The organism is Sphingomonas caseinilytica, from assembly GCF_023516455.1.
Lineage (GTDB): Bacteria > Pseudomonadota > Alphaproteobacteria > Sphingomonadales > Sphingomonadaceae > Sphingomicrobium > Sphingomicrobium caseinilyticum.
In genome coordinates this window covers 380760-402030 of record NZ_JAMGBA010000002.1, presented here as the reverse complement: position 1 = coordinate 402030, position 21271 = coordinate 380760, and the positions used below count along the sequence as shown (strand labels likewise).

General features: G+C 63.5%; 21 protein-coding genes and 1 tRNA gene. 8 read left to right on the top strand and 14 right to left on the bottom strand.

What is annotated here, in order from left to right; all coding sequences use genetic code 11:
• Positions 1–86: 86 nt before the first annotated feature.
• Positions 87–980, bottom strand: a complete 894-nt coding sequence (locus tag LZ496_RS08600; protein WP_249904220.1) for an MBL fold metallo-hydrolase — start codon at positions 978–980, stop codon at positions 87–89.
• Between the two features lie 13 nt (positions 981–993).
• Positions 994–1416 (bottom strand): VOC family protein, encoded by a 423-nt coding sequence (locus LZ496_RS08595; protein WP_249904219.1) that lies wholly within the window; start codon positions 1414–1416, stop codon positions 994–996.
• A 143-nt stretch (positions 1417–1559) separates the two neighbouring features.
• Here LZ496_RS08595 and rpmI point away from each other — a divergent pair, with 143 nt between their 5' ends.
• The 3 genes from rpmI to LZ496_RS08580 all read left to right on the top strand — a co-directional run bounded on the left by rpmI (position 1560) and on the right by LZ496_RS08580 (position 2895).
• Positions 1560–1763 (top strand): 50S ribosomal protein L35, encoded by a 204-nt coding sequence (gene rpmI / locus LZ496_RS08590; RefSeq protein ID WP_187541903.1) that lies wholly within the window; start codon positions 1560–1562, stop codon positions 1761–1763.
• 14 nt (positions 1764–1777) lie between these two features.
• Positions 1778–2143 carry a 50S ribosomal protein L20 gene (gene rplT, locus LZ496_RS08585; protein WP_249904218.1) on the top strand — a complete coding sequence of 122 codons (366 nt, stop codon included), beginning with the start codon at positions 1778–1780 and terminating at the stop codon, positions 2141–2143.
• Between the two features lie 86 nt (positions 2144–2229).
• Positions 2230–2895: a hypothetical protein gene (locus LZ496_RS08580; RefSeq protein WP_249904217.1), complete on the top strand. Its 666-nt coding sequence runs from the start codon at positions 2230–2232 to the stop codon at positions 2893–2895.
• Here LZ496_RS08580 and aceB read toward each other — a convergent pair.
• From aceB to aceA, 3 genes are read right to left on the bottom strand one after another with little or no spacing between them, the layout of a single operon-like run.
• Entirely contained in the window at positions 2877–4445 is a 1569-nt protein-coding gene (gene aceB / locus LZ496_RS08575) for a malate synthase A (RefSeq protein WP_249904216.1), read from the bottom strand. The two genes, LZ496_RS08580 and aceB, sit on opposite strands and share 19 nt — an antisense overlap.
• The gene (locus LZ496_RS08570; protein ID WP_249904215.1) at positions 4442–4639 is read right to left on the bottom strand and encodes a DUF4170 domain-containing protein; all 198 of its coding nucleotides are present in this window, start codon (positions 4637–4639) and stop codon (positions 4442–4444) included. Before LZ496_RS08570 ends, aceB begins: the two co-directional genes overlap by 4 nt.
• Positions 4640–4650: 11 nt before the next feature.
• Positions 4651–5925, bottom strand: a complete 1275-nt coding sequence (gene aceA / locus LZ496_RS08565; protein WP_249904214.1) for an isocitrate lyase — start codon at positions 5923–5925, stop codon at positions 4651–4653.
• A gap of 136 nt (positions 5926–6061) precedes the next feature.
• On the opposite strand from aceA, the gene LZ496_RS08560 reads away from it, so the two are divergent.
• Positions 6062–7465: a helix-turn-helix domain-containing protein gene (locus LZ496_RS08560; RefSeq protein WP_249904213.1), complete on the top strand. Its 1404-nt coding sequence runs from the start codon at positions 6062–6064 to the stop codon at positions 7463–7465.
• Here the strand turns inward: LZ496_RS08560 and LZ496_RS08555 are convergent.
• Positions 7462–8379 (bottom strand): DUF5996 family protein, encoded by a 918-nt coding sequence (locus LZ496_RS08555; protein WP_249904212.1) that lies wholly within the window; start codon positions 8377–8379, stop codon positions 7462–7464. The genes LZ496_RS08560 and LZ496_RS08555 overlap by 4 nt on opposite strands.
• Positions 8380–8450: 71 nt before the next feature.
• On the opposite strand from LZ496_RS08555, the gene pheS reads away from it, so the two are divergent.
• Positions 8451–9527, top strand: a complete 1077-nt coding sequence (gene pheS / locus LZ496_RS08550) for a phenylalanine--tRNA ligase subunit alpha (protein ID WP_249904211.1) — start codon at positions 8451–8453, stop codon at positions 9525–9527.
• Entirely contained in the window at positions 9524–11875 is a 2352-nt protein-coding gene (pheT, locus tag LZ496_RS08545; protein WP_249904210.1) for a phenylalanine--tRNA ligase subunit beta, read from the top strand. Before pheS ends, pheT begins: the two co-directional genes overlap by 4 nt.
• Here the strand turns inward: pheT and LZ496_RS08540 are convergent.
• The 4 genes from LZ496_RS08540 to ftsE are packed head-to-tail and all read right to left on the bottom strand — an operon-like array spanning position 11872 to position 14670.
• Positions 11872–12552, bottom strand: coding sequence for a lysophospholipid acyltransferase family protein (locus tag LZ496_RS08540; RefSeq protein ID WP_366516713.1), 681 nt, complete (start codon positions 12550–12552; stop codon positions 11872–11874). The genes pheT and LZ496_RS08540 overlap by 4 nt on opposite strands.
• Positions 12552–13088 carry a YdcF family protein gene (locus LZ496_RS08535; RefSeq protein ID WP_249904209.1) on the bottom strand — a complete coding sequence of 179 codons (537 nt, stop codon included), beginning with the start codon at positions 13086–13088 and terminating at the stop codon, positions 12552–12554. Before LZ496_RS08535 ends, LZ496_RS08540 begins: the two co-directional genes overlap by 1 nt.
• A complete protein-coding gene (locus LZ496_RS08530; RefSeq protein ID WP_366516733.1) occupies positions 13085–13942 on the bottom strand; it encodes an FtsX-like permease family protein in 858 nt (285 codons plus the stop codon). Before LZ496_RS08530 ends, LZ496_RS08535 begins: the two co-directional genes overlap by 4 nt.
• A gap of 5 nt (positions 13943–13947) precedes the next feature.
• On the bottom strand, positions 13948–14670 hold the full coding sequence (gene ftsE, locus LZ496_RS08525) for a cell division ATP-binding protein FtsE (protein ID WP_249904207.1): 723 nt from the start codon (positions 14668–14670) through the stop codon (positions 13948–13950).
• 123 nt (positions 14671–14793) lie between these two features.
• On the opposite strand from ftsE, the gene LZ496_RS08520 reads away from it, so the two are divergent.
• Positions 14794–15720 (top strand): zinc-ribbon domain-containing protein, encoded by a 927-nt coding sequence (locus LZ496_RS08520; RefSeq protein WP_249904206.1) that lies wholly within the window; start codon positions 14794–14796, stop codon positions 15718–15720.
• A gap of 436 nt (positions 15721–16156) precedes the next feature.
• A tRNA-Leu gene (locus LZ496_RS08515) sits at positions 16157–16243 on the top strand.
• 107 nt (positions 16244–16350) lie between these two features.
• On the opposite strand, the gene LZ496_RS08510 is transcribed toward LZ496_RS08515, so the two are convergent.
• The 4 genes from LZ496_RS08510 to LZ496_RS08495 all read right to left on the bottom strand — a co-directional run bounded on the left by LZ496_RS08510 (position 16351) and on the right by LZ496_RS08495 (position 21219).
• A complete protein-coding gene (locus tag LZ496_RS08510; protein WP_249904205.1) occupies positions 16351–19080 on the bottom strand; it encodes an MSCRAMM family protein in 2730 nt (909 codons plus the stop codon).
• 36 nt (positions 19081–19116) lie between these two features.
• On the bottom strand, positions 19117–19941 hold the full coding sequence (locus tag LZ496_RS08505; protein WP_249904204.1) for a fimbrial biogenesis chaperone: 825 nt from the start codon (positions 19939–19941) through the stop codon (positions 19117–19119).
• A 144-nt stretch (positions 19942–20085) separates the two neighbouring features.
• Positions 20086–20592: a DUF4402 domain-containing protein gene (locus tag LZ496_RS08500; protein ID WP_249904203.1), complete on the bottom strand. Its 507-nt coding sequence runs from the start codon at positions 20590–20592 to the stop codon at positions 20086–20088.
• 162 nt (positions 20593–20754) lie between these two features.
• Positions 20755–21219, bottom strand: a complete 465-nt coding sequence (locus LZ496_RS08495) for a DUF4402 domain-containing protein (RefSeq protein WP_249904202.1) — start codon at positions 21217–21219, stop codon at positions 20755–20757.
• Positions 21220–21271: the final 52 nt, after the last annotated feature.

Genomic DNA, 21271 nt, shown 5'->3' with positions numbered 1-21271 from the left:
GCCACCAGATGTCAGCCGTTGGTGCCGGCTCATGGCAATTTCGTGGCCGGGTGTGACATGAGCAATCGGGGATAGCCGCAGATGCGCTAGCTGATGGCCCTGGAGTGCGTGCCTTCCTTCAAGGTTACCGGAACCCGCAAATAGCGAACGCCGTGCTCGTCTGCCGGAGGAAAGCGTCCGGCCCGCATATTGACCTGGATAGACGGGATCAGGAGGCGCGGCGTGCACAAGGTTCGGTCGCGTTCCTCGCGCATGGCGACGAAATCGTCCTCCGCAACGCCTTCATGCACGTGCCGATTAGCGGCGCGCTCTTCGGCAACGGTGGTCTCCCAGGCGAACTGGTCGCGGCCTGGTGCCTTGTAATCGTGGCACATGAACAAGCGGGTTTCGGGCGGGAGGGCCAGCAACCTGTGGATTGAGCGGTACAGGGTACGCGCATCGCCGCCCGGAAAATCGGTCCGTGCCGTGCCATAGTCCGGCATGAACAAGGTATCGCCGACGAATACTGAATTGCCGATGCGATAGCTGACGCAGGCAGGCGTGTGGCCCGGCGTATGGATGACCTCGATCGACAGCCCGCCGACTTCGATCCGCTCGCCGTCCTTGAGCAACCGGTCGAAATCCCCGCCTTCGGCCTTCACGTCGGCGGCGCCGAAGATCGGGCGGAAGATGTTCTGCACCTCCCGCACATGCTCGCCGATCGCAATTCGCGCGCCGGTGCGGGCCTTGATGAGCGGCGCTCCCGAAAGATGGTCGGCGTGGATATGGGTTTCGAGCACCCAGTCGATTGTGACGCCTTCCGCCTGGGCCGCCGCCAGCAATTCGGCGACCGAATCGTCGTTGACCACGCCGCTTGCAGGATCGAAATCCAGCACCGGATCGATCGCGACGCCATGCCTGCTGTCCGGGTCCCAGACGAGATAGGTGACGGTATTGGTCGGTTCGTCGAAAAATGCCTGAATTTCCGGATCGCCTACCAAACCTGTCGCTCCCTTATTCCTGCGGCGCCTGGCTGGGTGCGCCGATCGACCATGTGTGACCGAACGGGTCCCTGAGCTGTCCATAGCGGTCGCCCCAGAACTGGTCGGCAAGCTCCATCACCACATTTCCGCCGGCAGCGATAGCGCGGTTCCACCATGCGTCGGCGTCATTCACCTGCAGGTGGAGCATAACCCCGCAAGGCGCTGGCAGGTCCGCCCCGCTATGATGTTCGGCAAAATGATCGTGCATCATCAACGAGGATCCATTGACCTTCAGATGCACATGCATCAGCCGCCCGTCGTCGGCCGGATGGCGCATCAGTTCCTCGGCACCAAAGGCTTTCTTGTAGAACTCGGCCGCTTCCGCGGCTCGGCCGCCGCCAATCGCAAGATGCGGGGTCAGTCCGCCATCAGGCTCCTGGAGATCCGTGTCCATTCGACTCGCTCCTTGCCATCTTCGCGCCCTGCCCTTATAGGCGCCCGGCTTTCCAGATAGTTGGAAAAACGAACGGCCCGGCCAGTAAGGGCTGCCGTGGCTGTTCGATAACGTCGCCCCAGTGGGGCAACAAGGAGACGAAAATGCCCAAGCTCAAGACCAAGAGCGGCGTCAAAAAGCGCTTCAAGCTCACGGCAACCGGCAAGATCAAGCATGGCGTCGCTGGCAAGCGTCACCGGCTGATCAGCCACAACGCCAAATATATTCGCCAGAACCGCGGCACCGAAGTGCTTGCCGACGCTGATACGCAGCGCGTCAAGCTCTGGGCCCCCTACGGCCTCAACTAAGGAGCTAGCGAGACATGGCACGCGTCAAGAGGGGTGTAACCACCCGCTCCAAGCACAAGCGGATCCTCGAGAATGCGAAGGGCTATTATGGCCGTCGCAAGAACACGATCCGTATCGCCCGCCAGGCCGTCGAAAAGGCCGGGCAGTACGCTTATCGCGACCGCAAGGTGAAGAAGCGGAGCTTCCGCGCCCTGTGGATCCAGCGCATCAACGCGGCGGTTCGCGCCGAAGGACTGACCTATGGTCAGTTCATGCACGCGCTGAAGCTTGCGAACATCGACCTCGACCGGAAGGTCCTGGCCGACATCGCGATGCACGAAGCGGAAGCGTTCAGCGCGATCATCGCTCAAGCCAAGGCTGCGCTGCCCAAGGCGGCGTAAGCACTCCGGCTTACGAGACAAAGGAGGGCGTCGGGAGAAATCCCGGCGCCCTTTTCGTTGCGCCCGCTCCGGACTAGCGTCGCGCCATGAGCATGACGCTGATCCTGTGGAAGGCGCCGGTCGTCGACGATCCCGACGATGCGCAGCAACTGCTCAAGGCCTGGTACGAAACGGAAGACGACAGCGCGTTCGAGCCGAGCGGTGACATTGCCGTTGTTGCCGAGGAACTGAGACGCCTTTACCCGTGGCGCGACCTCTCCAACGAAGAGACGGTCGCCCGAATGTCCGAGGAGGAGCGGAGCCGCTACAAGCCGGAGGCGCTCAGCGAAATTCGCGGTGTCGAGGGCGGCGATCCCTGGGCCGAGATGCCATTCTACCAGACTGACCGGTTACTTTCGGTTGAAGTCCGCTGGGGTGCCGACGACGCGGTCATTACGGCGATCGTCGCGCTGGCCAGGAAACATGAGCTCGTCCTTTACGATCCGCAGGGGCCCGATGTGTTCCTGCCGACCGATCCGATCGAAGAACTGACCGGATTTCCGGGATTCCCACTGCTCGATTGGCTCAAGATCTGCGCGATGGTCTTCGTCTTGTCGGCCCTCACCTATGGTGCCTGGCTGCTCCCGATTGGCTGGGTACGCTGGCCATTGGTTTTCGTCATCGGGTTCATCGCGGCGGCAGCCTGGTTCGTATTCATCCTGATGATGTTTGGGCGCCGAATCATGGAATCCGATCAGGCCAACAAGTCGTAAGCGGGGAGTGTCAGGAACTCCTCGAACTCGTCGTCGGTGACCAGTTCATGGAGCAGCCGGGCGGCGGCTTTCAGGTTCGGCACATCACCCAACGCCGCCAGTTCCTCGGCGAGCCAGTCTTCGAATAAATCGCGGCTGAAACGACGGCCGTCATCGAAGGGCGCTTCGAACCTCAGCCATTGCCAAAGCTGGGCCCGGCAAATCTCGGCGGTCGCCGCATCTTCCATCAGATTGTAGAGCGGCACCGCGCCGCGTCCCCCAAGCCACGCAGCGATATATTGGACCGCGACGCGGATATTTTCGCGGGCGCCCGCCTCGGTCCGTGCTCCTTGATGCAGTGCGAGCATCATATGCCGCGTGGGAATTTCCTCTGGAATCAAGAACAACTGGTTGGGGCCGTGCATTTCCCGGAATGCATCAAGAGCGACGGGAACCAGTGCCGGATGAGCGACCCAGGTGCCGTCATGTCCGTTGCCGACTTCACGCAATTTGTCGGCGCGAACCTTGGCGATCGCTTCCGAGTTGGCGCGGTCATCGCCCTTCACCGGGATGAATGCCGACATGCCGCCCATCGCGAAAGCGCCACGGCGGTGACAGGTCGCAACAAGCCGCAGCGAATAGGCCGCGAGGAACGCCTTATCCATTGTCATCGCGGACCGGTCGGGCGTGATCCGGTCGGGAGAGCGGCCGAGGCGTTTGATATAGGAGAAGATATAATCCCATCGGCCGCAGTTGAGGCCGACGATATTTTCCCGCAGTTCGTAAAGGATCTCGTCCATCTCGAACGCTGCCGGTAGCGTTTCGATCAGCACGGTTACCTTGATCGTCCCACGGTCGAGGCCGAGCCACTCCTCTGTGAACTCGAATACGTCGCTCCAAAGTGCGGCCTCAAACCGGCTTTCGAGTTTGGGAAGGTAGAAATAGGGTCCTGAACCGGCCTCGAGCGCGGCCTTTGCGCAATTCCAGACATAGAGCCCGAAATCGAACAAGGCGCCCGAGACCGGTTCGCCCCGAACCGTGACATGGCGTTCGATGAGGTGCCAACCGCGCGGACGGACGATCAGCACCGCCGGATTCGGGCCGATGGCATAGTCTTTGCCCGTGGCGGGGTCGGTGAAGCGGAGCCTGCCGAGCCAGCGGTTCCTGAGGTTGATCTGGCCCCGGATCAGCTCGTCCCAGGTGGGCGCGGTCGCATCCTCGAAATCGGCCATGAAGACCTTCGCGCCGCTGTTGAGCGCGTTGATGACCATCTTGGCATTGGTCGGCCCGGTGATCTCGACCTGGCGGTCCTGAAGATCGGCCGGAATCGATCCGATTCTCCAATCTGACTCGCGGATGTGCGCCGTTTCTGGCGGGAAATCGGGAAGCTCTCCGCGATCGAACCGCTTCTGCCGCTCGATCCGGTCAGCCAGCAGCTGTTTCCGCCGGTCATCGAACCGTTCGTGAAGCTCCGCGATAAAGCCAAGCGCACCGTCCGTCAGGATTTCGTCGGCACCGGGCAGCGGGGAATGGGAAGCAACCGCCACCGGCCGATCGAGAACATTGCTCATCCGCGCATCGCCTCCTGGGTGATTACATAGCGTGTAGTGGCGCCAAGCCGGTCGCGGAAGGTGAGGCGGGTCCATTCGGTCCGGGCGCGATGGAGATCGTGGAAGGGCCCCGAGATTTCCTCGGTTCCGGGCACGACCTCATCGAAGCGGCAGTTCCGATATTCGCCGCCGAGAACCCAATAGCGTGTCGTCATCGTCTGTCTCCCTAAGCGTGGGCGAACTGCGCCGCCTCGGTGGAATCGCCGAGTGCGGTGGTCGACGCCTGGCCGGCCGAAATGGCGGTGGCGATCGCGTCGAAATAGCCAGTGCCGACTTCCCGCTGGTGGCGGGTCGCGGTGTAGCCGGCTGCTTCGCTGTCGAACTCGGCCTGCTGAAGCTCGGAGTAAGCGGTCATGCCGCGATCGCGATAGCCGGACGCAAGCTCGAACATGCCATGGTTGAGGCTGTGGAAGCCGGCGAGGGTGACGAACTGGAACTTGTAGCCCATCGCGCCGAGTTCGCGCTGGAACTTGGCGATCGTCGCTTCGTCCAGCTTGGCCTTCCAGTTGAAGCTGGGCGAGCAATTATAGGCCAGCAGCTTGCCCGGATATTGCTTGTGCACTGCCTCGGCGAAGATCCGGGCATCGTTCAGGTCGGGATGGCTGGTTTCCCACCAGAGAAGGTCGGCATGCGGCGCAAAGGCGAGGCCGCGCGCGATGCAATGATCGAGGCCGGACCCTTCCTTCAGCCGGAAGAAGCCTTCTTGCGTTCGCTCGCCGGTCAGGAAGCGTCGGTCGCGTTCGTCGACATCGCTAGTGATCAGCCGCGCGCTCTCCGCATCGGTCCGCGCGACGAGGATGGTCGGAACGCCGGAGACATCCGCCGCCAGCCGCGCCGCGTCGAGGTTTCGGATCGCGGCCTGGGTGGGGATCAGCACCTTGCCGCCCAAATGGCCGCATTTCTTTTCGGATGCGAGCTGATCCTCGAAATGAACCCCGGCGACGCCCGCCTCGATGTAGCTTTTCATGATCTCGAAGCAGTTGAGGGGGCCGCCGAAGCCGGCCTCGGCATCGGCGACGATCGGCGCGAACCAATCGCGCTGAACGCCGCCTTCCGAATGTTCGATCTGGTCGGCGCGTTGCAGGCTCCGATTGATGCGGCGGGCCAGTTCAGGGCCCGTGTTGGCCGGATAGAGCGATTGGTCGGGATACATGGCGCCGGCGGTGTTGGCGTCGGCCGCCGCCTGCCAGCCGGAGAGATAGATTGCCTGCAATCCTGCGCGCACCATCTGCATTGCCTGGTTGCCGGTGACGGCGCCCAGCGCCCGGATGGGCTCGTCCCGCTTCAGCAATTCCCACAGCTTCAGCGCGCCGCGCCGGGCCAGGCTATGCTCGATCGGAACCGATCCGCGAAGCCGAAGCACATCCTCGGGCGAATAGGGGCGTTCGATCCCGTCGAAGCGTCCGGGGGGTGCAATCACGCATTGGTCAAAACTTGTCATGCCATCTCTCCAGCGGGCGAACCCAGGTCATGCATGGATGAGAAACACAGGTCGCTACCGAGAGGCACCGGCAAAAAGCGTCGAATTGTCACAACTTGACTTGTGATCCCTGGGCGAAATTGACAGACCTTCGGAAATGTCCAGCAAGCTGTTCCTTGGCCACCGCCTCCGCCGCCTCCGCCGCGATCATCAAATGTCGCAGACCGACATGGCGCTGAGCCTTGCGATTAGTCCGAGCTACCTCAACCATCTGGAGCGCAACCAGCGGCCCGTGACGGCCGCGCTGCTTTTGAAGCTGGCGGAGCAATATGAGGTGGATGTCCGCAGCTTCGCGGCCAATGGCGGTAGTGCGAAGACCGGGCCTGACGCGCTGGCCGAGATATTCTCCGATGTCCTGCTCAGCGATCTCGGCGTGCCGCGCTACGAGCTGGTCGAGCTTGCCAACAATGCGCCAGCCGTCGCCGATGCCATCGCGCGGCTCTATACCGCGTTGAAGGAAGCCGCCCGCAACCCGGAGATTGCGAACGCTGGCGACGTTCGGTCGGTGGTGACGCCGGAGAATTGGGTCCGCGATTATATCCAGCAGCATCGCAACCATTATCCCGACCTTGAAGCAGCAGCCGAGACATTGGGCGGCGCGCTAAGCGATCCGCTGTCCATGTCGGAGCCGATGCGGCGCCGGCTGAAGGAAGCCTGGGGTATTGCCGCGCGCGTCGTTCCGCAGGCGGAGCTCGGCAATGTCAGCCAACTCTACGATGCCGACCGGCGGCAATTCCTGATCTCGTCGCAGCTGCGGCCCGAAAACCGGACCTTCGCGCTCGCCTATCAATTGGCGCTGATCGAATTCGCTGACGTGCTCGACAAAATCGTGGCCGAGGCCGCGCCGCCGGACGAAGGCGTTCGCCAGCTGCTGCACATGAGCCTCGCCAATTATGCGGCCGGCGCGATCATGATGCCCTATGGCCGCTTCCTCGCCAGCGCCGAGCAGTATCGCTACTCGATCGATCGGCTGTGCGGGGAGTATGGAGCCAATGTCGAACAGGTGGCGCACCGCCTGACCACGCTCAATCGCCCCGGCGCGCGCGGCGTGCCCTTCTTCATGCTTCGGGTCGACCCGGCGGGGAACATCAGCAAGCGATACGCCGGTGAGAACTTCCCCTTCTCCCGCTTCGGCGGAACGTGCCCGCGATGGAATCTGCACACGGCGTTCCAGACGGCGGGGCAGGCGGTCACGCAGCTGATCGAGACGCCGGACGGCCACCGCTACTTCACCGTGTCGCGGACCATCGATCGGCCGATCAAGACGGAGCTGGGCGCGAGCCTGCTGGCGATCGGGCTGGGCTGCGACATCCGGCACGCGCACAAGCTCAGCTGCGCCGACGTCTACGATCTGGAAAAGGCGCCGGTCACGCCGGTCGGCCCCGCCTGCGCAATCTGTCCACGGATCGATTGCGCTTATCGCGCGACCCCGCCTGCGGGTCGGATGCTTGCGGTCGACCGGACGAAAAAGACGATCTCGCCCTTTCCGTTCGTCAGCTAGGGCGCGGCGACTTCCCGCTCCAGCGCATCCCGGTCCCAATGGAGCAAATTGGCGGCCACATCGTAGCTGGACTGGAGGAAAGCCATCAGCTCCGCCTCGGGATTGGCCGAGCGCCGCACATCGTCATAGGGCAGCACATATTCGCCAAGCGTCTCGTCGAACCTCGCGGCTGCCGGATCGACCGCAGCGGTGCGGAAGCCTTTCGGCTCCGGATAGGCATAGCTGTAGAAGATAGGATCCGCGGCGGTAACGCCGCCCGGCCAGAAGCCGGCGCTCGATTCTTCATGGCTATAGGCCTCGCGGGTGATCCGGTCGGGCAGCCCTGGAATCCCTCCGGGATGCTGCGGCGCCTCCCGGCCCGAAAAGCGCGTTACCGCCAGGTCGAAGCTGCCCCAGAAGAAATGGACCGGGCTAGCCTTGCCGAGGAAGCCCGCGCGGAAGCGTTCGAACACCGGCACGACCCGTGCGAGCGCATCGCGGAGCCGCTCGGCGGAATCCTGATTGTAGCCGCGCGGAGCTTCATCCTCGGCAAAGGGAAGGGCGTCCGGCAATTCGCTCGGGCGGCCGTTGAAATTGGACGGAAGGCCGTTCCGGTCGAGCATCGCGATCAGGGCGCTGTGAATGCCGGAAACGCTAGTGCCTTCCAGCGGAATCGCATCGCGCGATCCCGAGCTGGTCCGGAGCACGATGGCATGGGCGCACAGGTCGAGCACCAGTTCGAACCGCCTTCCGCCCGCCGCGATCGGCGGCATGACCAGCCCCTCGGCCACCGGCGCCAAAGTGACGTGCCAGCCATGGTTGGCCCATGGGGCATGGGCGACGCGCAGCTTGCCGAGCATCTGGCTGGCGAGATGGAGCAAGGCGAAGGTCGGGGAATCGCGTTCAACATCAAAGGCCGGCCAGCCATCGCTCATGGCGCTACTCCTTGCGCTTGCCCCCCATATCCTGCTTAAGCCCGCCGACGTTTAATCCCAAGGAACTTCACGTGTCCGTCCAGCAGCTCCAGGCCCGTTTCGACCAGGAAATCGCCGCCGCCGCCGATCTTGCCGCGCTTGACGGCGTGCGGGTCGCCGCACTCGGCAAGTCTGGGGAGATCACCCAGTTGCTGAAATCGCTGGGCAAGATGGATGCGGACACGCGCACTGCCGAGGCGCCGAAGATCCACTCGCTTCGCGAAGCGGTGACGGATGCGATCGCCGCGAAGAAGGCTGCGCTGGAAGGCGCCGAGCTGGAGCGGCGGCTGGCAACCGAGCGGCTCGACCTGTCGCTGCCGTCCGCCGAAGCGCCCCGCGGTTCGATCCACCCGGTCAGCCAGGTGATGGACGAACTCACCGAGATTTTCGCCGACCTTGGCTTCTCGGTCGCGGAGGGGCCGGAGATCGAGGACGACTGGCACAACTTCTCCGCGCTCAACATTCCCGAGACGCATCCTGCCCGAGCGATGCAGGACACTTTCTACATGGATGAGAAGGGCGAGGACGGCGCGCCGATGGTCCTGCGCACCCACACATCGCCGGTCCAGATCCGGACGATGCAGAAGAAGCAGCCCCCGATCCGGATCATCGCGCCGGGCCGCGTCTATCGATCGGACAGCGACGCGACGCACACGCCGATGTTCCACCAGATCGAGGGGCTGGTGATCGACAAGGCGATCACGCTCGGCCACCTCAAATGGACCTTGGAGACCTTCCTCAAGGCCTTCTTCGAACGCGATGACGTCGTGCTTCGGATGCGTCCTAGCTACTTCCCCTTCACCGAACCGTCGGCCGAGGTCGATGTCGGCTGGTCGATGGAAAAGGGCCGCCGCGTCGTCGGCGGATCGGAAGGCTGGATGGAGGTCCTCGGCAGCGGGATGGTCCACCCCAAGGTGATCGCCGCCTGCGGCCTGGATCCTGACGAATGGCAGGGTTTCGCGTTCGGCACCGGCGTCGATCGGCTGGCGATGCTCAAATATGGGATGGACGATTTGCGCGCATTCTTCGACGGCGACCTTCGCTGGATGAAGCATTACGGGTTCCGCTTCCTCGACGTACCCACGCTCAGCGGGGGAGTCGGCGCATGAAGTTCACCCTGTCCTGGCTGAAGGACCATCTCGATACCGAGGCGGATGCCCTCACCGTCGCTGAAACGCTGACCCGCATCGGGCTGGAGGTCGAAGGCGTCCACAACCCCGCCGAGGCCTTGCGCCCGTTTCGGGTTGCTCGCGTCATTACGGCGGAACGTCATCCGCAGGCCGACAAGCTGCAGGTGCTGACCGTCGACAGTGGCGACGGCGAAGCGCTGCAGGTCGTTTGCGGCGCACCCAATGCGCGGGCCGGTCTGGTCGGCGTGTTCGGGGGGCCGGGCACATATGTTCCGGGCAGCGACTTCACGTTGAAGAAGGCGGCGATCCGCGGCGTCGAAAGCAACGGTATGATGTGCTCCGCGCGCGAACTGCAGCTGGGCGAAGATCATGACGGGATTATCGAGCTTCCCGCCGATGCGCCCGTTGGAGCCAGCTTCGCCGATTTTGCCGGGCTGGACGACGCAGTGTTCGACGTTGCCATCACCCCGAACCGGCAGGATTGCATGGGCGTTCGCGGCATCGCGCGCGACCTCGCGGCGGCCGGTCTCGGAAAACTGAAACCGCTCAACATTCCGGCGATCGAGGGAAGCTTCGACAACCCGGTCGAGATCCGCATCGACGATCCGGAAGGATGCCCGGCATTCTACGGCCGGACCGTACGCGGGCTTACTAATGGCGCCTCACCGGACTGGATGCAGCAGCGGTTGAAAGCCGCGGGCCAGCGGCCGATTTCAGCACTGGTCGACATCACCAACTATGTAATGCTGGACGTTGGCCGGCCGGCGCACGCCTATGACCTTCGCGAGCTACGGGGCGCCGTCAGTGCCCGCCGCGCCAAGGATGGCGAGAAGGTGCTGGCGCTCAACGAAAAGGAATATGAGCTCGACGGCACGATGACCGTGATCGCCGACGACGCCCAGGTCCACGACATTGGCGGGATCATGGGCGGCGAGCATTCGGGGGTCAGCGAGACGACTACCGAAACGCTCCTCGAGATCGCCTATTTCACGCCAGACAATATCGCGCGGACGGGGCAGAAGCTGCAGCTGACCAGCGATGCGCGCAGCCGCTTTGAGCGTGGAGTCGATCCGGCCTTCCTCGACGACGGGCTGGCGATCCTTACCGGTCATATCCTCGACATTTGCGGGGGCGAGGCCAGCCGATTGACCCGTGCAGGCGAGCCGCCGGTCGAGCCGCGGCGCGTGCGTTTTGATCCGAACCGGACTGCTGCGCTTGGTGGCATCGAAGTCCCGGTCGACGAGCAGCAGAAGATCCTGGAGCGGCTCGGATTCCGTATCGAAGGCAGCGACGCAATCGTCCCGAGCTGGCGCCGCGACATCGAGGGCACTGCCGACCTGGTCGAGGAAGTGACCCGGATCATCGGATATGACGCGATTCCTGCCGCCCCCCTGCCGCGCGCCGAGGGCGTGGCCCGGCCGACCGCAACCCGCAGCCAGATGATCGAGCGCCGGGTTCGCCGCGCCGCCGCCGCCCGTGGCCTCGACGAGGCCGTTACCTGGAGCTTCATCGGCGCCGAAGAGGCGGCGCTGTTCGGTGGTGCGCCGCATGTCCTTGCGAACCCGATCAGCGAGGAAATGAAGCATATGCGCCCGTCGCTGATGCCGGGTCTTGCGACAGCCGTTCGGCGCAACGCGGATCGCGGCGCGACCAGCATCCGCCTGTTCGAAGTCGGACGGCGTTATCTTGCGGATGCCGAGCGGCCGACGGTCGGCATCCTGCTGGCCGGCGACCGGACACCGCGCAACTGGCAGGACGGCAAGGCCCGCGGGTTCGACCCGTTCGACGCCAAGGCAGAGGTGCTGGCCTTGCTCGACGCGGCCGGAGCGCCAACCGCCAACCTGCAGCTCACCATGGGCGCTGGCGAAACCTGGCACCCGGGCCGGTCGGCAACGCTTGGGCTGGGCAAGAACATTCTTGCCGCCTTTGGCGAGCTTCACCCGCGCGTCGCCAAGGCGCTGGACCTGCCGACCGGCACGGTCGCGGCGGAAATCTACCTCGATGCAATCCCGGCGTCGCGTGCGACCGAGCGGGCAAGGACGGCCTATTCGCCGCCCCTGCTGCAAGCCATCACCCGGGATTTCGCGTTCATGGTTCCGGCTGACCTGGCCGCCGACAATCTGGTCCGTGCGATCCGCGGTGCCGACAAGGCGCTGATCACCTGTGCGCGGCTGTTCGATCGCTATGAGGGCGAGCAGGGCCTCAGCCTTGCGGTTGAGATCACGTTGCAGCCCGGCGAGAAGAGCTTCACCGACGCGGAGATCACCGAAGTGTCGAAGAAGGTTGTCGCGGCGGCGGAGAAACTGGGTGCGAGCCTTCGGTCCTAGTTGAGGGCATTGATGGCTTCATGCACGCGACGCTCGATTTCGTCGCGCTTCAGACCGGCAGGGATAACTTCCCCAACCTTGAAGTGAACCGTTCCCGACCGCTTCAAAAAGCCCTTGTGCCACAGCCGGCCAACGTCATGCGCGACGGGCACGACAGGCAGGCCTAGCGCCCGGTAAAGACCGGCAAAGCCCGGCTGCAGCGGCGGGGATTCGCCATGGGCAACGCGCGTCCCCTCCGGGAAAATGAGGACAGGCCGGCCGCCGGCGATCGCCGCCTTCGCCTCGGCCATCATCGCTCGAAGCGCGCTCGCCCCGGCATCGCGATCGACGCCGATCACTCCGTAACGTCGCGTCACCCAGCCGAACAAGGGGATGACGGTAAGCTCCCGCTTCATCACCACGACCGGCGTATTGGCGAAGTGAAGCGTGTCGACCGCTTCCATCATCGATTGATGCTTTACCGCGATGAGATAGGCGCCGTCCGGAATCTCGCCGTCCCACTCCATGCGGATGCCGACGATGTTCCGGACCAGCCAGTGGTGGAAGGCCGACCAGGCATGGACGACCGCTTGCACGGGCCGATCCCCGATCGGCGCGACGGCAATCACCGTCAGGACATAAATCAGCGTGCCCGGGTAGAAGAGCAGCGCGAACAGCAGCGAACGGAGCCAGGTCATCAGATGTCCAGCCAGACGCTGAGCCGCCGAAGCAGATATTTGTTATATTCGGCGAACAGGGTCATGAAATTGGGCTCTGTCTTAACGGCATCAGGGATGATCTTGATATTCGCGTCTAGCTGCCGATTGAACTCGTAGCGAGCCCGCCGCATGTGCCAGTCGCTCGTCACCAGCCGGATGCTGCGATACTTCCGTCGCTCCAGCCAGCGATTGGCTTCTTCCGCATTGGACCGCGTATCGACCGATTCCGAGCCGAGGTCGACGCAGCAGTCGAACAGCTTTTCCTTGCCGCCGAGGCGACGGACCAGGTCCACCTTGCGCACCGAAGGATCGGCGCCGGCAATCAGAAGGCGCTTGCCCTTGCCGTCGGCGAGCAGGCTGGCCGCATGTTCGATCCGGCCCTTACCGCCGGTAATGACGACAATCGCGTCTACCTTCGGCGTGTCGGCAGCGGCGGGCGTGCCCAGGGTGACAGCGAACAGGGCGAAGCCGAGGGCGTAAAGCACCATTAGAAAGGCGAGGAAGCGGGCAATCATAAGCGCTCGCGCAATGCCCGCATCAGCGCGCCCCTTGCAACCTGTGTCGCCAGCAGCGCAATCGCAATCGGAAGGAGCAACAGAAGCAGCGCGTCATTCCAGTCGAGCGGGGGTGAACCCGACAGCAGGGTGGCGTAGCCGGCACCGCCGACAATCAGGGCGATGACGAGGCCAGCGGCGGCCGCGCCGGCCACTCCGCCCGAAAGTGCGTCGATCGCGATCTGCCGGACGAACAGCCGGACAAGCTGCTGATCTTCGGCTCCGATACCGTGCATGACATCGATGGTTCCACGATGCGTATCGAGCGCGCCGCGAGCCGCGAGCACGATCGCTGCCGCACTCGCCAGCGCGATCAGCAAGACCAATCCCAATGCAAGCAGGGTTAGACCCCGAAGCGCGTTCAGCAGCGGCTCGAGGCTGGTGCGATGGGCGATGAAGCGCGCGCCCGGGACGGCGGCCTCGATCGATTGCTTGGCCCTGGCTGCATCGCTGCCGGTGCGAAGGTCGACATCGATAATGGCCGGCATCGGCAGGTCGGCTTCGCTCGCCGATGGGCCAAGCCACCGTTCCAGGGTTCGGCGCAGATCCTCCGGCGCGACTTGTTCGACCCGCGTGATCTCCGGGATCTTGCGTGCCGCCGCTATTGCCGCCGGAGCTTTCGCGGAACCGTCGGCGATCTGGATCGAGTAGCGATTCTCGACGCCGGCCTTCACCACCGACGATGTATTGGAAAGCGCGAGGCCGGCGGCGGCAACGACGACGATGACGAAGGTCATGATCGCAATCAGCAGCGGGACGGGGCCTCGCATTCCGCTCGACGGGATAAGCCGCTTCTCAGCGTCGGTTGCGAACATCTGGTTCACAGTGGCCTTCCCGCCCTGGGCATGGCCGGCGGATGCTTCAGCGCCCCGGTTGGATCGACCAGCACGCCTTTTTCCAGCCGGATGAGCTGAGCGCCTGGTGTTGCCGCGATCAGGCCGACGTCGTGGGTCGCAACGATGACTGTCGTCCCCAGCCGGTTCATGGCGGTGAGCAGGTGGAGGATGCGTTCGGCCATGGCCGCATCGACGTTGCCCGTCGGTTCGTCCGCGATGATGAGATCGGGATGGGCGATCACGGCACGGGCGATCGCCACCCGCTGCTGCTCTCCGCCCGACAAGGTCGGCGGGCGGGCGCTGGCGCGATCGGCAAGTCCGACCCAGGCGAGCATTTCGCGCACCGGACCTTCGATCTCTTCCTCCGATCTACCGGAAATGCGCAGCGGGAGGGCGACATTGTCGAATGCCGACAAGTGCCTGACCAGCCGGAAATCCTGGAAGACGACCCCGATGCGCCGGCGATAGGCCGGAAGCGCCTCGCGCGAAGCTTGGCTGAGCTCGTCACCGAACAGCGACATCCGCCCGCGCGTCGGCCGCTGGGCAAGGTAGAGAAGCTTCAAAAGCGACGTCTTGCCGGCGCCCGACGGGCCGGTGAGAAAATAGAAGCCGCCTTCGTTCAAGCGGAAGTCGAGGTCGCGCAATACCTCGGCGCCCGTTCCGTAGCGCAAACCTACCCGGTCGAATTCGACGATAGTCCCCGTCAATCTTCGCTCCCTGCCCCCACGGGTTTCGACCCCTTACAGGTGTGGCACGGCGCAGGCCGCCTTGCCAAGGCATGACCATTGCTGCTTAAGTCCGTTAACTGCTTCCGGGAGGCTCCGACCCGAATGATCCTCACCTGCCCCGCATGCGACACCAAATATGTCGTCAAGGATGGCGCCATCCCGCCAGGCGGCCGCCAGGTGCGCTGCGCGTCGTGCAAGCATAGTTGGCACCAGGACCCCGACCCATCGACGGGGGAGCCGGAAAGCGACGGCATGGTCGACTTCGGCGGCCCGCCAGAGCCCGCGTCCGACCAGTTCGAGCAACCCGTTGCCGAAGTTCCTGAATCCGAGGCCGCGCAAGGAACGATCGCCGCCGAGCCTCAGCCGGCTTCGAGCGAAGGAGAAGAATCTCCATGGGGCACGGTTTCGCCGGAACCGGCGGAATCTACCATCGCGCTCGCCGAGCCGGCGGGGCCCGACGAAGTGGCAATGGAGGAAGCTCCGGCGATCGCCGATGAATGGCGCGCGTCGCCGTCTGACGAGGGCTCCGTGCCCTTGTCCGCGCCCGAGCCAGAACCCGTCGCAGAGACCCAGGAAGATGATTTCGCAGCCTACGCGCCCATTGAGGATGAGGGTGGGCGGTCGCCCCGTCGCTGGGGCCTGATCCTCGGCTTATTGGTTCTGGTCGTTGCCGCGGCGGCGGCCTTCTGGTTCTTCGCGCCGCCGGAATGGAAGGCACGGGCGGGCCTTGCACAGGCCGGATCGACCCCATTGCAGCTGATGATCACCACCAGCGACCGCCAGGCACTGCAAAGCGGGAATGAGCTGGTGGCGATCAGCGGCCGCGTGATCAATCCGACCGACCGGGAGCAGACGGTACCGCCGATCATTGCCGAGTTGCGCGACAAGCAGAGCAAGCGAGTAGTTCATCGCTGGACCATACCGCCGCCCGCCCGGGCACTCGCCCCGCGCACCAGCGCCAGCTTCAACAGCGCTGAAGTCGACGTTCCTACCGGAGGCGACGAGCTGACGGTTACCCTTGGTGGATAAATCCACCTAACTTATTGAAATTCCAGCAATTCTGCGTCGCGAGCGTTGCCCGCGGAATCAGTAAGCTGCGCCTTCCGCCTGGTCCCCAGACTGTCGTGGTCGAGATGGTCGGCCCCGAAGCGAACACCGGAAATCACCCGGATGGTAGCGGTCGCCTGCGCGGTCACGCTCGCTGAAGGCTGAAAGGATGAGGAACGCTCATCGGCCTGCGGACCAGCCGAAGCGGATGCGGCCGAGGCCATGAGAAGGGCGAGCGGTCCTAGCATGAAGCACGTCATATCCTGATGCGTGCCCCATGGTTAGCGTCTTGTTTACCAATGTTTCAAAATGGACCAATCGCCCGCGCAGCATGAGGCGTTGCAACCATGGTTTTGCTTTGCTAGAGGCCGCGCCCTACCCAGGGCAGCGCTGAGCCCAGCGCTGCTTTTTCACGAGTGCGGTCGTGGCGGAACTGGTAGACGCGCAACGTTGAGGTCGTTGTGGGCGAAAGCCCGTGGAAGTTCGAGTCTTCTCGACCGCACCAGCATGAAAACCAATGCAATCCGGGAATTGCATGTTTTCATGCTCATATCTCTGAAATTCCTAGGCTTTATGCCGCAAACCCAAAAGTCGTCTCGCACGACTTTATGGTTAATGAGGGCTGCCCAAGGAGGAATTGCCGCCACCTGCGGATGCGAGCTGCGCCAATTTATGGACGCGGATCGCACCGAGGCGAATAACGGTCCTATCCGGACTTATTTCTGCGCTCGCATCGATGGCGCGCTCGACCCTGGCCGCTTCGGCAGAGTCTCGGGCCAGCCGGAACGAATAGCTGCCGTAGGCAAGTCGCTCGAACAGGAAGAAGCCGTCATAGTCGCTTCGCGCCGTGCCGATGACCTTGCCGGCTGCGTTGACGACCTCGATGTCCAGCCCTTCGAACCCGCTTCCGTCATCCTTGACCAGCACACCTTCGACATCGCCGGCGCCGACCAGGCCAATTTCCAGCTGAGCGGCGACACCCGGGCGCGGGACAACTACCTGCAGCGCCTTCCTCGGCGTCAGTGTCGGATCGGATAGGCTCGACGTGTCGATTCCAACCGCGATCGCTTGGAAGGGCTGCAACCCGCCAACGCGAACGGTCCCGCTTTTATCTGTTTCCTCGTCCGAAACGCGCTGTCCGGTGGTGATCAGGGCACCTGCTTCCCACGGTTCCGAACCATCCCGCACCCCATTGTCGTTAACATCGCGATAGACGCGCGCTTCGACGGTTCCGGTCGTCGCCAGGCGCTGGTTGCTGAGCTTGAATCCGCCGCGTGAGGAGTCGAGCGAGAAGTTGAGGTTCAGGCCTGCGGCAATACTTCCGTCCGTCCCTGCTTCGACCGAAGCCGCGGCGGCCAGGCTACTGAATTGCCGCACGTGCGACAGCCGCGCACGACCGCGACCCATTTCGGCGTCATACCCGATGGCGGCTTCCCAATCCGCCTTATCGGAAGCCGACCAATAGGCGCTGAGCTCTGCTACCCTTAATCGACTGCGCGCGCCAAACTCCCACGCGGCCTTACCTCGAAGCCTGACATTGCGTATTCGACCGGATCCGATCAGCCCAACTTCAATTCGGTCTTTATTGGACCGGCTTGGGCCCATCCAATTTTGCCAGTCGACCTGGGTCGCCAGGTTGAACCCATTGAAATTGGTGGACAAACGCCCGGCGGCGTTGAGCGACTTCAAATTCCCTCGTTCGATATAGCGCATGTCGGCATGGGCCGAGAATTGCTGCCTGCCGATGTTGAGCGGAGAATCGAGAGATAGACGGGCGTCGCGATAGCGCAGTTCGCGCTTGCCGTTGATGATGAAATCCTCCGCGATCAGCGCATCAGCGCTAATGCTGGAGGCGCCGATTTGGCCGACCGCCTGGATCCGGCCTGCCATCCCGCCTTTGGCTTCGCGAGCGACCGCCGCCTCTACAAGGGCGGACCCTACTGCCTGGCGCACCGATCCTTCGACAAAGGTCAGCTTCTCATTGCCCGCAAGCAGCATCGTGGCCAGCATGCCGACCGACGTTCGCTTGCTGAGACCATGTTCCACCTGAACGGCGGCCTGAAGATCCGGCCGGCTGAAATCGCCGGGCAGATGATCCGAGCCACCTCCATCGTCGCGGTCAACAATTCCGGTCAGCATATCCTTGCCGGGCTGATTGATGCCCGCCCAGTACCAGGTTTGGCCAGGCGGCACCTGTTCCTGCCCGACGTTTAGATACTCCAAGCGGCTTCGCTGCTGTCCCTGCGGGCCATAAGTGACGATTTCGAACCGATTGTCGCCGTAGAGCAGCGGCACGTCTTCAAATGCATAGCGCTGCGATCCGGTCGAACGGCTAAATGCAATTAATTCTCCGTTGCGATAAAGCTCCGCGTCCCATCCGGATGGAAGATCGCCTTCGAAACGCGTGCGATCGAAGGCGACCGGGTTGAACAGGGGACGATTGGTAACTTCCGCACCGCGCCCGCTGTTCGAGTATAGCAGCCTGCTATGCTGGCCTTGCACTTCGCCGACGGCGAAGTGGGTCGCATTTAGCGGCCCAAGCAACCCGCCCTCCGGATCGGACCGATAGGCACGGACGCGCAAGGAGTTCGGCTTTCCTTGGCCGTCAGTTGCAAGCATGGCGTCGTAGGAAAGCTTGGCGATTTCGCCGGCCGCCATGACCGAGGCCTGGCGGTCGACCCGCGCTCCGGACTTGGCATCATAGGTGACGCCAGCGCTCACCACGAAATCGAGCGCCGGAGCGCGCCACAAGCGATATGGCAGGCGAACCTGCGGAAGTCCGTCCAAGGGCATTGCAGCAGGCTTTATCCGCGCGGCGCGATTTTCGCGCTCGATCGCCAGTTCGACGGGAAGCTTGTCTTCGGATTCGAGAATCAGAAGCGACCCGCCGGTCGACGCCTTCACCCCAAGGCTGAACCAGCGGCTGAGCGCTGCCGAATCGACGCACCAGCCTTCCGGCGTTTCGCGCACGACACCGTCGGCGAGCCTTTCCTCGCCGCCGGAAAAGCGCGCGACACCAGCCGCAAGGTCGATGTCAATCTTATGTTCTTCCTTGAACGCCCAGCCAGATGCCCGCTTGGTTCCCAGGTCGATCTTCATCGGCAGGTCGAGCGCAGTCAGGAAATCGCCGAAGACGACGCAGGTGCCTTCCGGCGTCTGATAGGCGCGAACTCCATCGCCCAGGCGCAGCTGCCGGATATTGACGTCGAGCAGGAACTGTTCGTCCGGATCGGCCGTCCAGGCCGTTCCCACCGGCGAGGCCGCCCATGCAGCAACGGCGCCGGCCAAGGCCAGCGCCGCGTGCGCGAAGGCACGGCTCATCCAGCGGGTTGGCCGCTGCATCAAAATCGGCTCTCCGACCTCGCCTGCCGCCGGGCCTTAATTCAGGACCGCGCTGGTTTCGGCGAGGGTGACCGGACCGGTGTCGGTCGGCTCGACATATTGGACGGTAACCTGACCGGTGGCGTAGGCGGTCAACGTCGGATCGACCGGGAGCTTCAGCGTACGCTGTCCGATCTCCGTATAAACGGCGACGCCGCTAACCATCGCGATGGGCTTTTCGACGCCGGCTTTCAGAACGCGAACTTCGCCGAAGGTCGAACGGCTTCCGGTCCGGCTGATGTCGACGGCGATCGCCGGCTTGCCGTCCTCGCTCACCTTGTGGACATTGCTGAGCGCCGCCTTGGCTTCCAGATTGCCCAGGCGAACGATGACTGGGATGGTGACTCCGTAAATCGGTCGAAGCTGAAACGAGACGCCCTCGGCCTTTTTCAGCGGTGCCGCCGCCGGTTGCGGTGCGGGAATAGCGCGGAACAGCATGTGCACCCGATATTCGCCGTCCGGAAGTCCTTCCGGAGCGCGAGCCGACAGGCGGATCGCCTGCGGCTGATTCGGTGGAAGGGTCACCTTGCGCGGTGCGTAAAGCACCATTCCCTGCGCAGCCTTCTCCTTGTCATTGGGAAGCTCGACATCGACCAGCTTGCCGTCCGGAGTCATTCGCCGAAGCTCGGCGGAAATGCGGTATGTGGCGACGCCATCGCCGATATTGTTGAGGATAACCTCTGTCCCGCGACTGCCGTTGAGCACGACCCGGGTCGGCGCGACGAGCAGATCGCCCATTCCGGCTTGGGCAGGATTGGCGACGATGACAGCCGGAGCGACGAGCGCGATTCTGGCGGCCGTGCCGAGCGAAATGCGAGACATGAATTTCCTCCGAAATGGTTCGGAGGAGGTTTGGTCTAAAATGGTTATTAATCAGCTAACCATGTGCGATAATCCGCACATGAAAAAAGGGCCGCCGATCGCTCGGCAGCCCTTCCTTCGTTCCGAGGAACGTCCGGTCAGCGATTAATATTCAACGGTAACTTCGATGTCGCCCGAATAGCTGTCTTCGGCCGTGGTTTCGTCAACATCGACTTCGCCGCCGACATAGAGCGTCGTGCCGGCCGAGCCGGAGTTGTTCAGCTGCAGCGTTGCTTGAGCAAGCGGCCGGAAAGCCACGGTGTCGCCGCTCACGAGCCCGTCAAGCGTCGAAGGCGTCACATTGACGGTCACAATCGCATTGTTGGCACCCCGAACCGTATATTCAGCGCGCTGCGCACCAGTGAAGTCGCAGGTCATTTCCGCTACCGGGCCGCATGTCGGCGCGCTATTGTCCGCAGGCACGGTGATCGTGCCTGGACCGTAAACGGCAACAGAGCCGAACTGCAGGTCTTCTTCCGCTTCGAGGATCAGCGGCTTGGTGACATTGACATGCGCCCGTGCCGGCGGATTGGCGGAAACCTGGGCGCCCGCCGGCGTCGCGGCAGCGGTAGCAACGGCAGCAAGCGCCGCCAGACGAACGATCTTGATCATGACTATATTCCCCACTTGGTCCGAAAATTGGCGGTTGGTCGAGCCAAAGCCGCCCATCCGTGATGCTCCTATTAACCTTGCCCACTTACGGTTTTGCTCAACGATATGGTTTCCGTAGCGTTAAGAATTGCTCCGGTTCGGATTGGAATCTTCAGACGACGCTCAGAGATACTCGACGTCGATCCGAAGGTCGCCGCGGAACTGCCCGTCGGCGTCGCCTGACACGCGAACAATGCCGCCCAACCGGAAGCTGAGCTTCCCGTTCGAATCGAGCCGCGGCATCGCTGGCAAGTCCGAGCGAATCGAATCGATTTGGATCGTTCCGCCGTTGAAACCCCAAAGTTCGATGTTCCGTGGCAGGTCGACACGGACCGTTCGGCCGGGTTCGCCGCGAATGACGACTTCGCCGAGCATCGCCCGAGCGCTGATTGCGGTCACTGTGCCACTGGCAATACGGGAGCCGTCCGGGCCGAGCTCGGCCGATCCGGACCCCGCACCGGCGAGAATCAACCGGTCGAAGTCCAGCGAAGCTTCGACATCGAGACTGATCGGTGCGGCGGGTTTGTCGTCCATGGCATTGGCGGCCAGGTCGCAGAGGCGACAAGGCGCCTGCACGTCCTGCGTCAAGGCAGGCGTGGCAAATCCAGACGCGGCTAGCGCGAGGATGGCTAACAGGGGG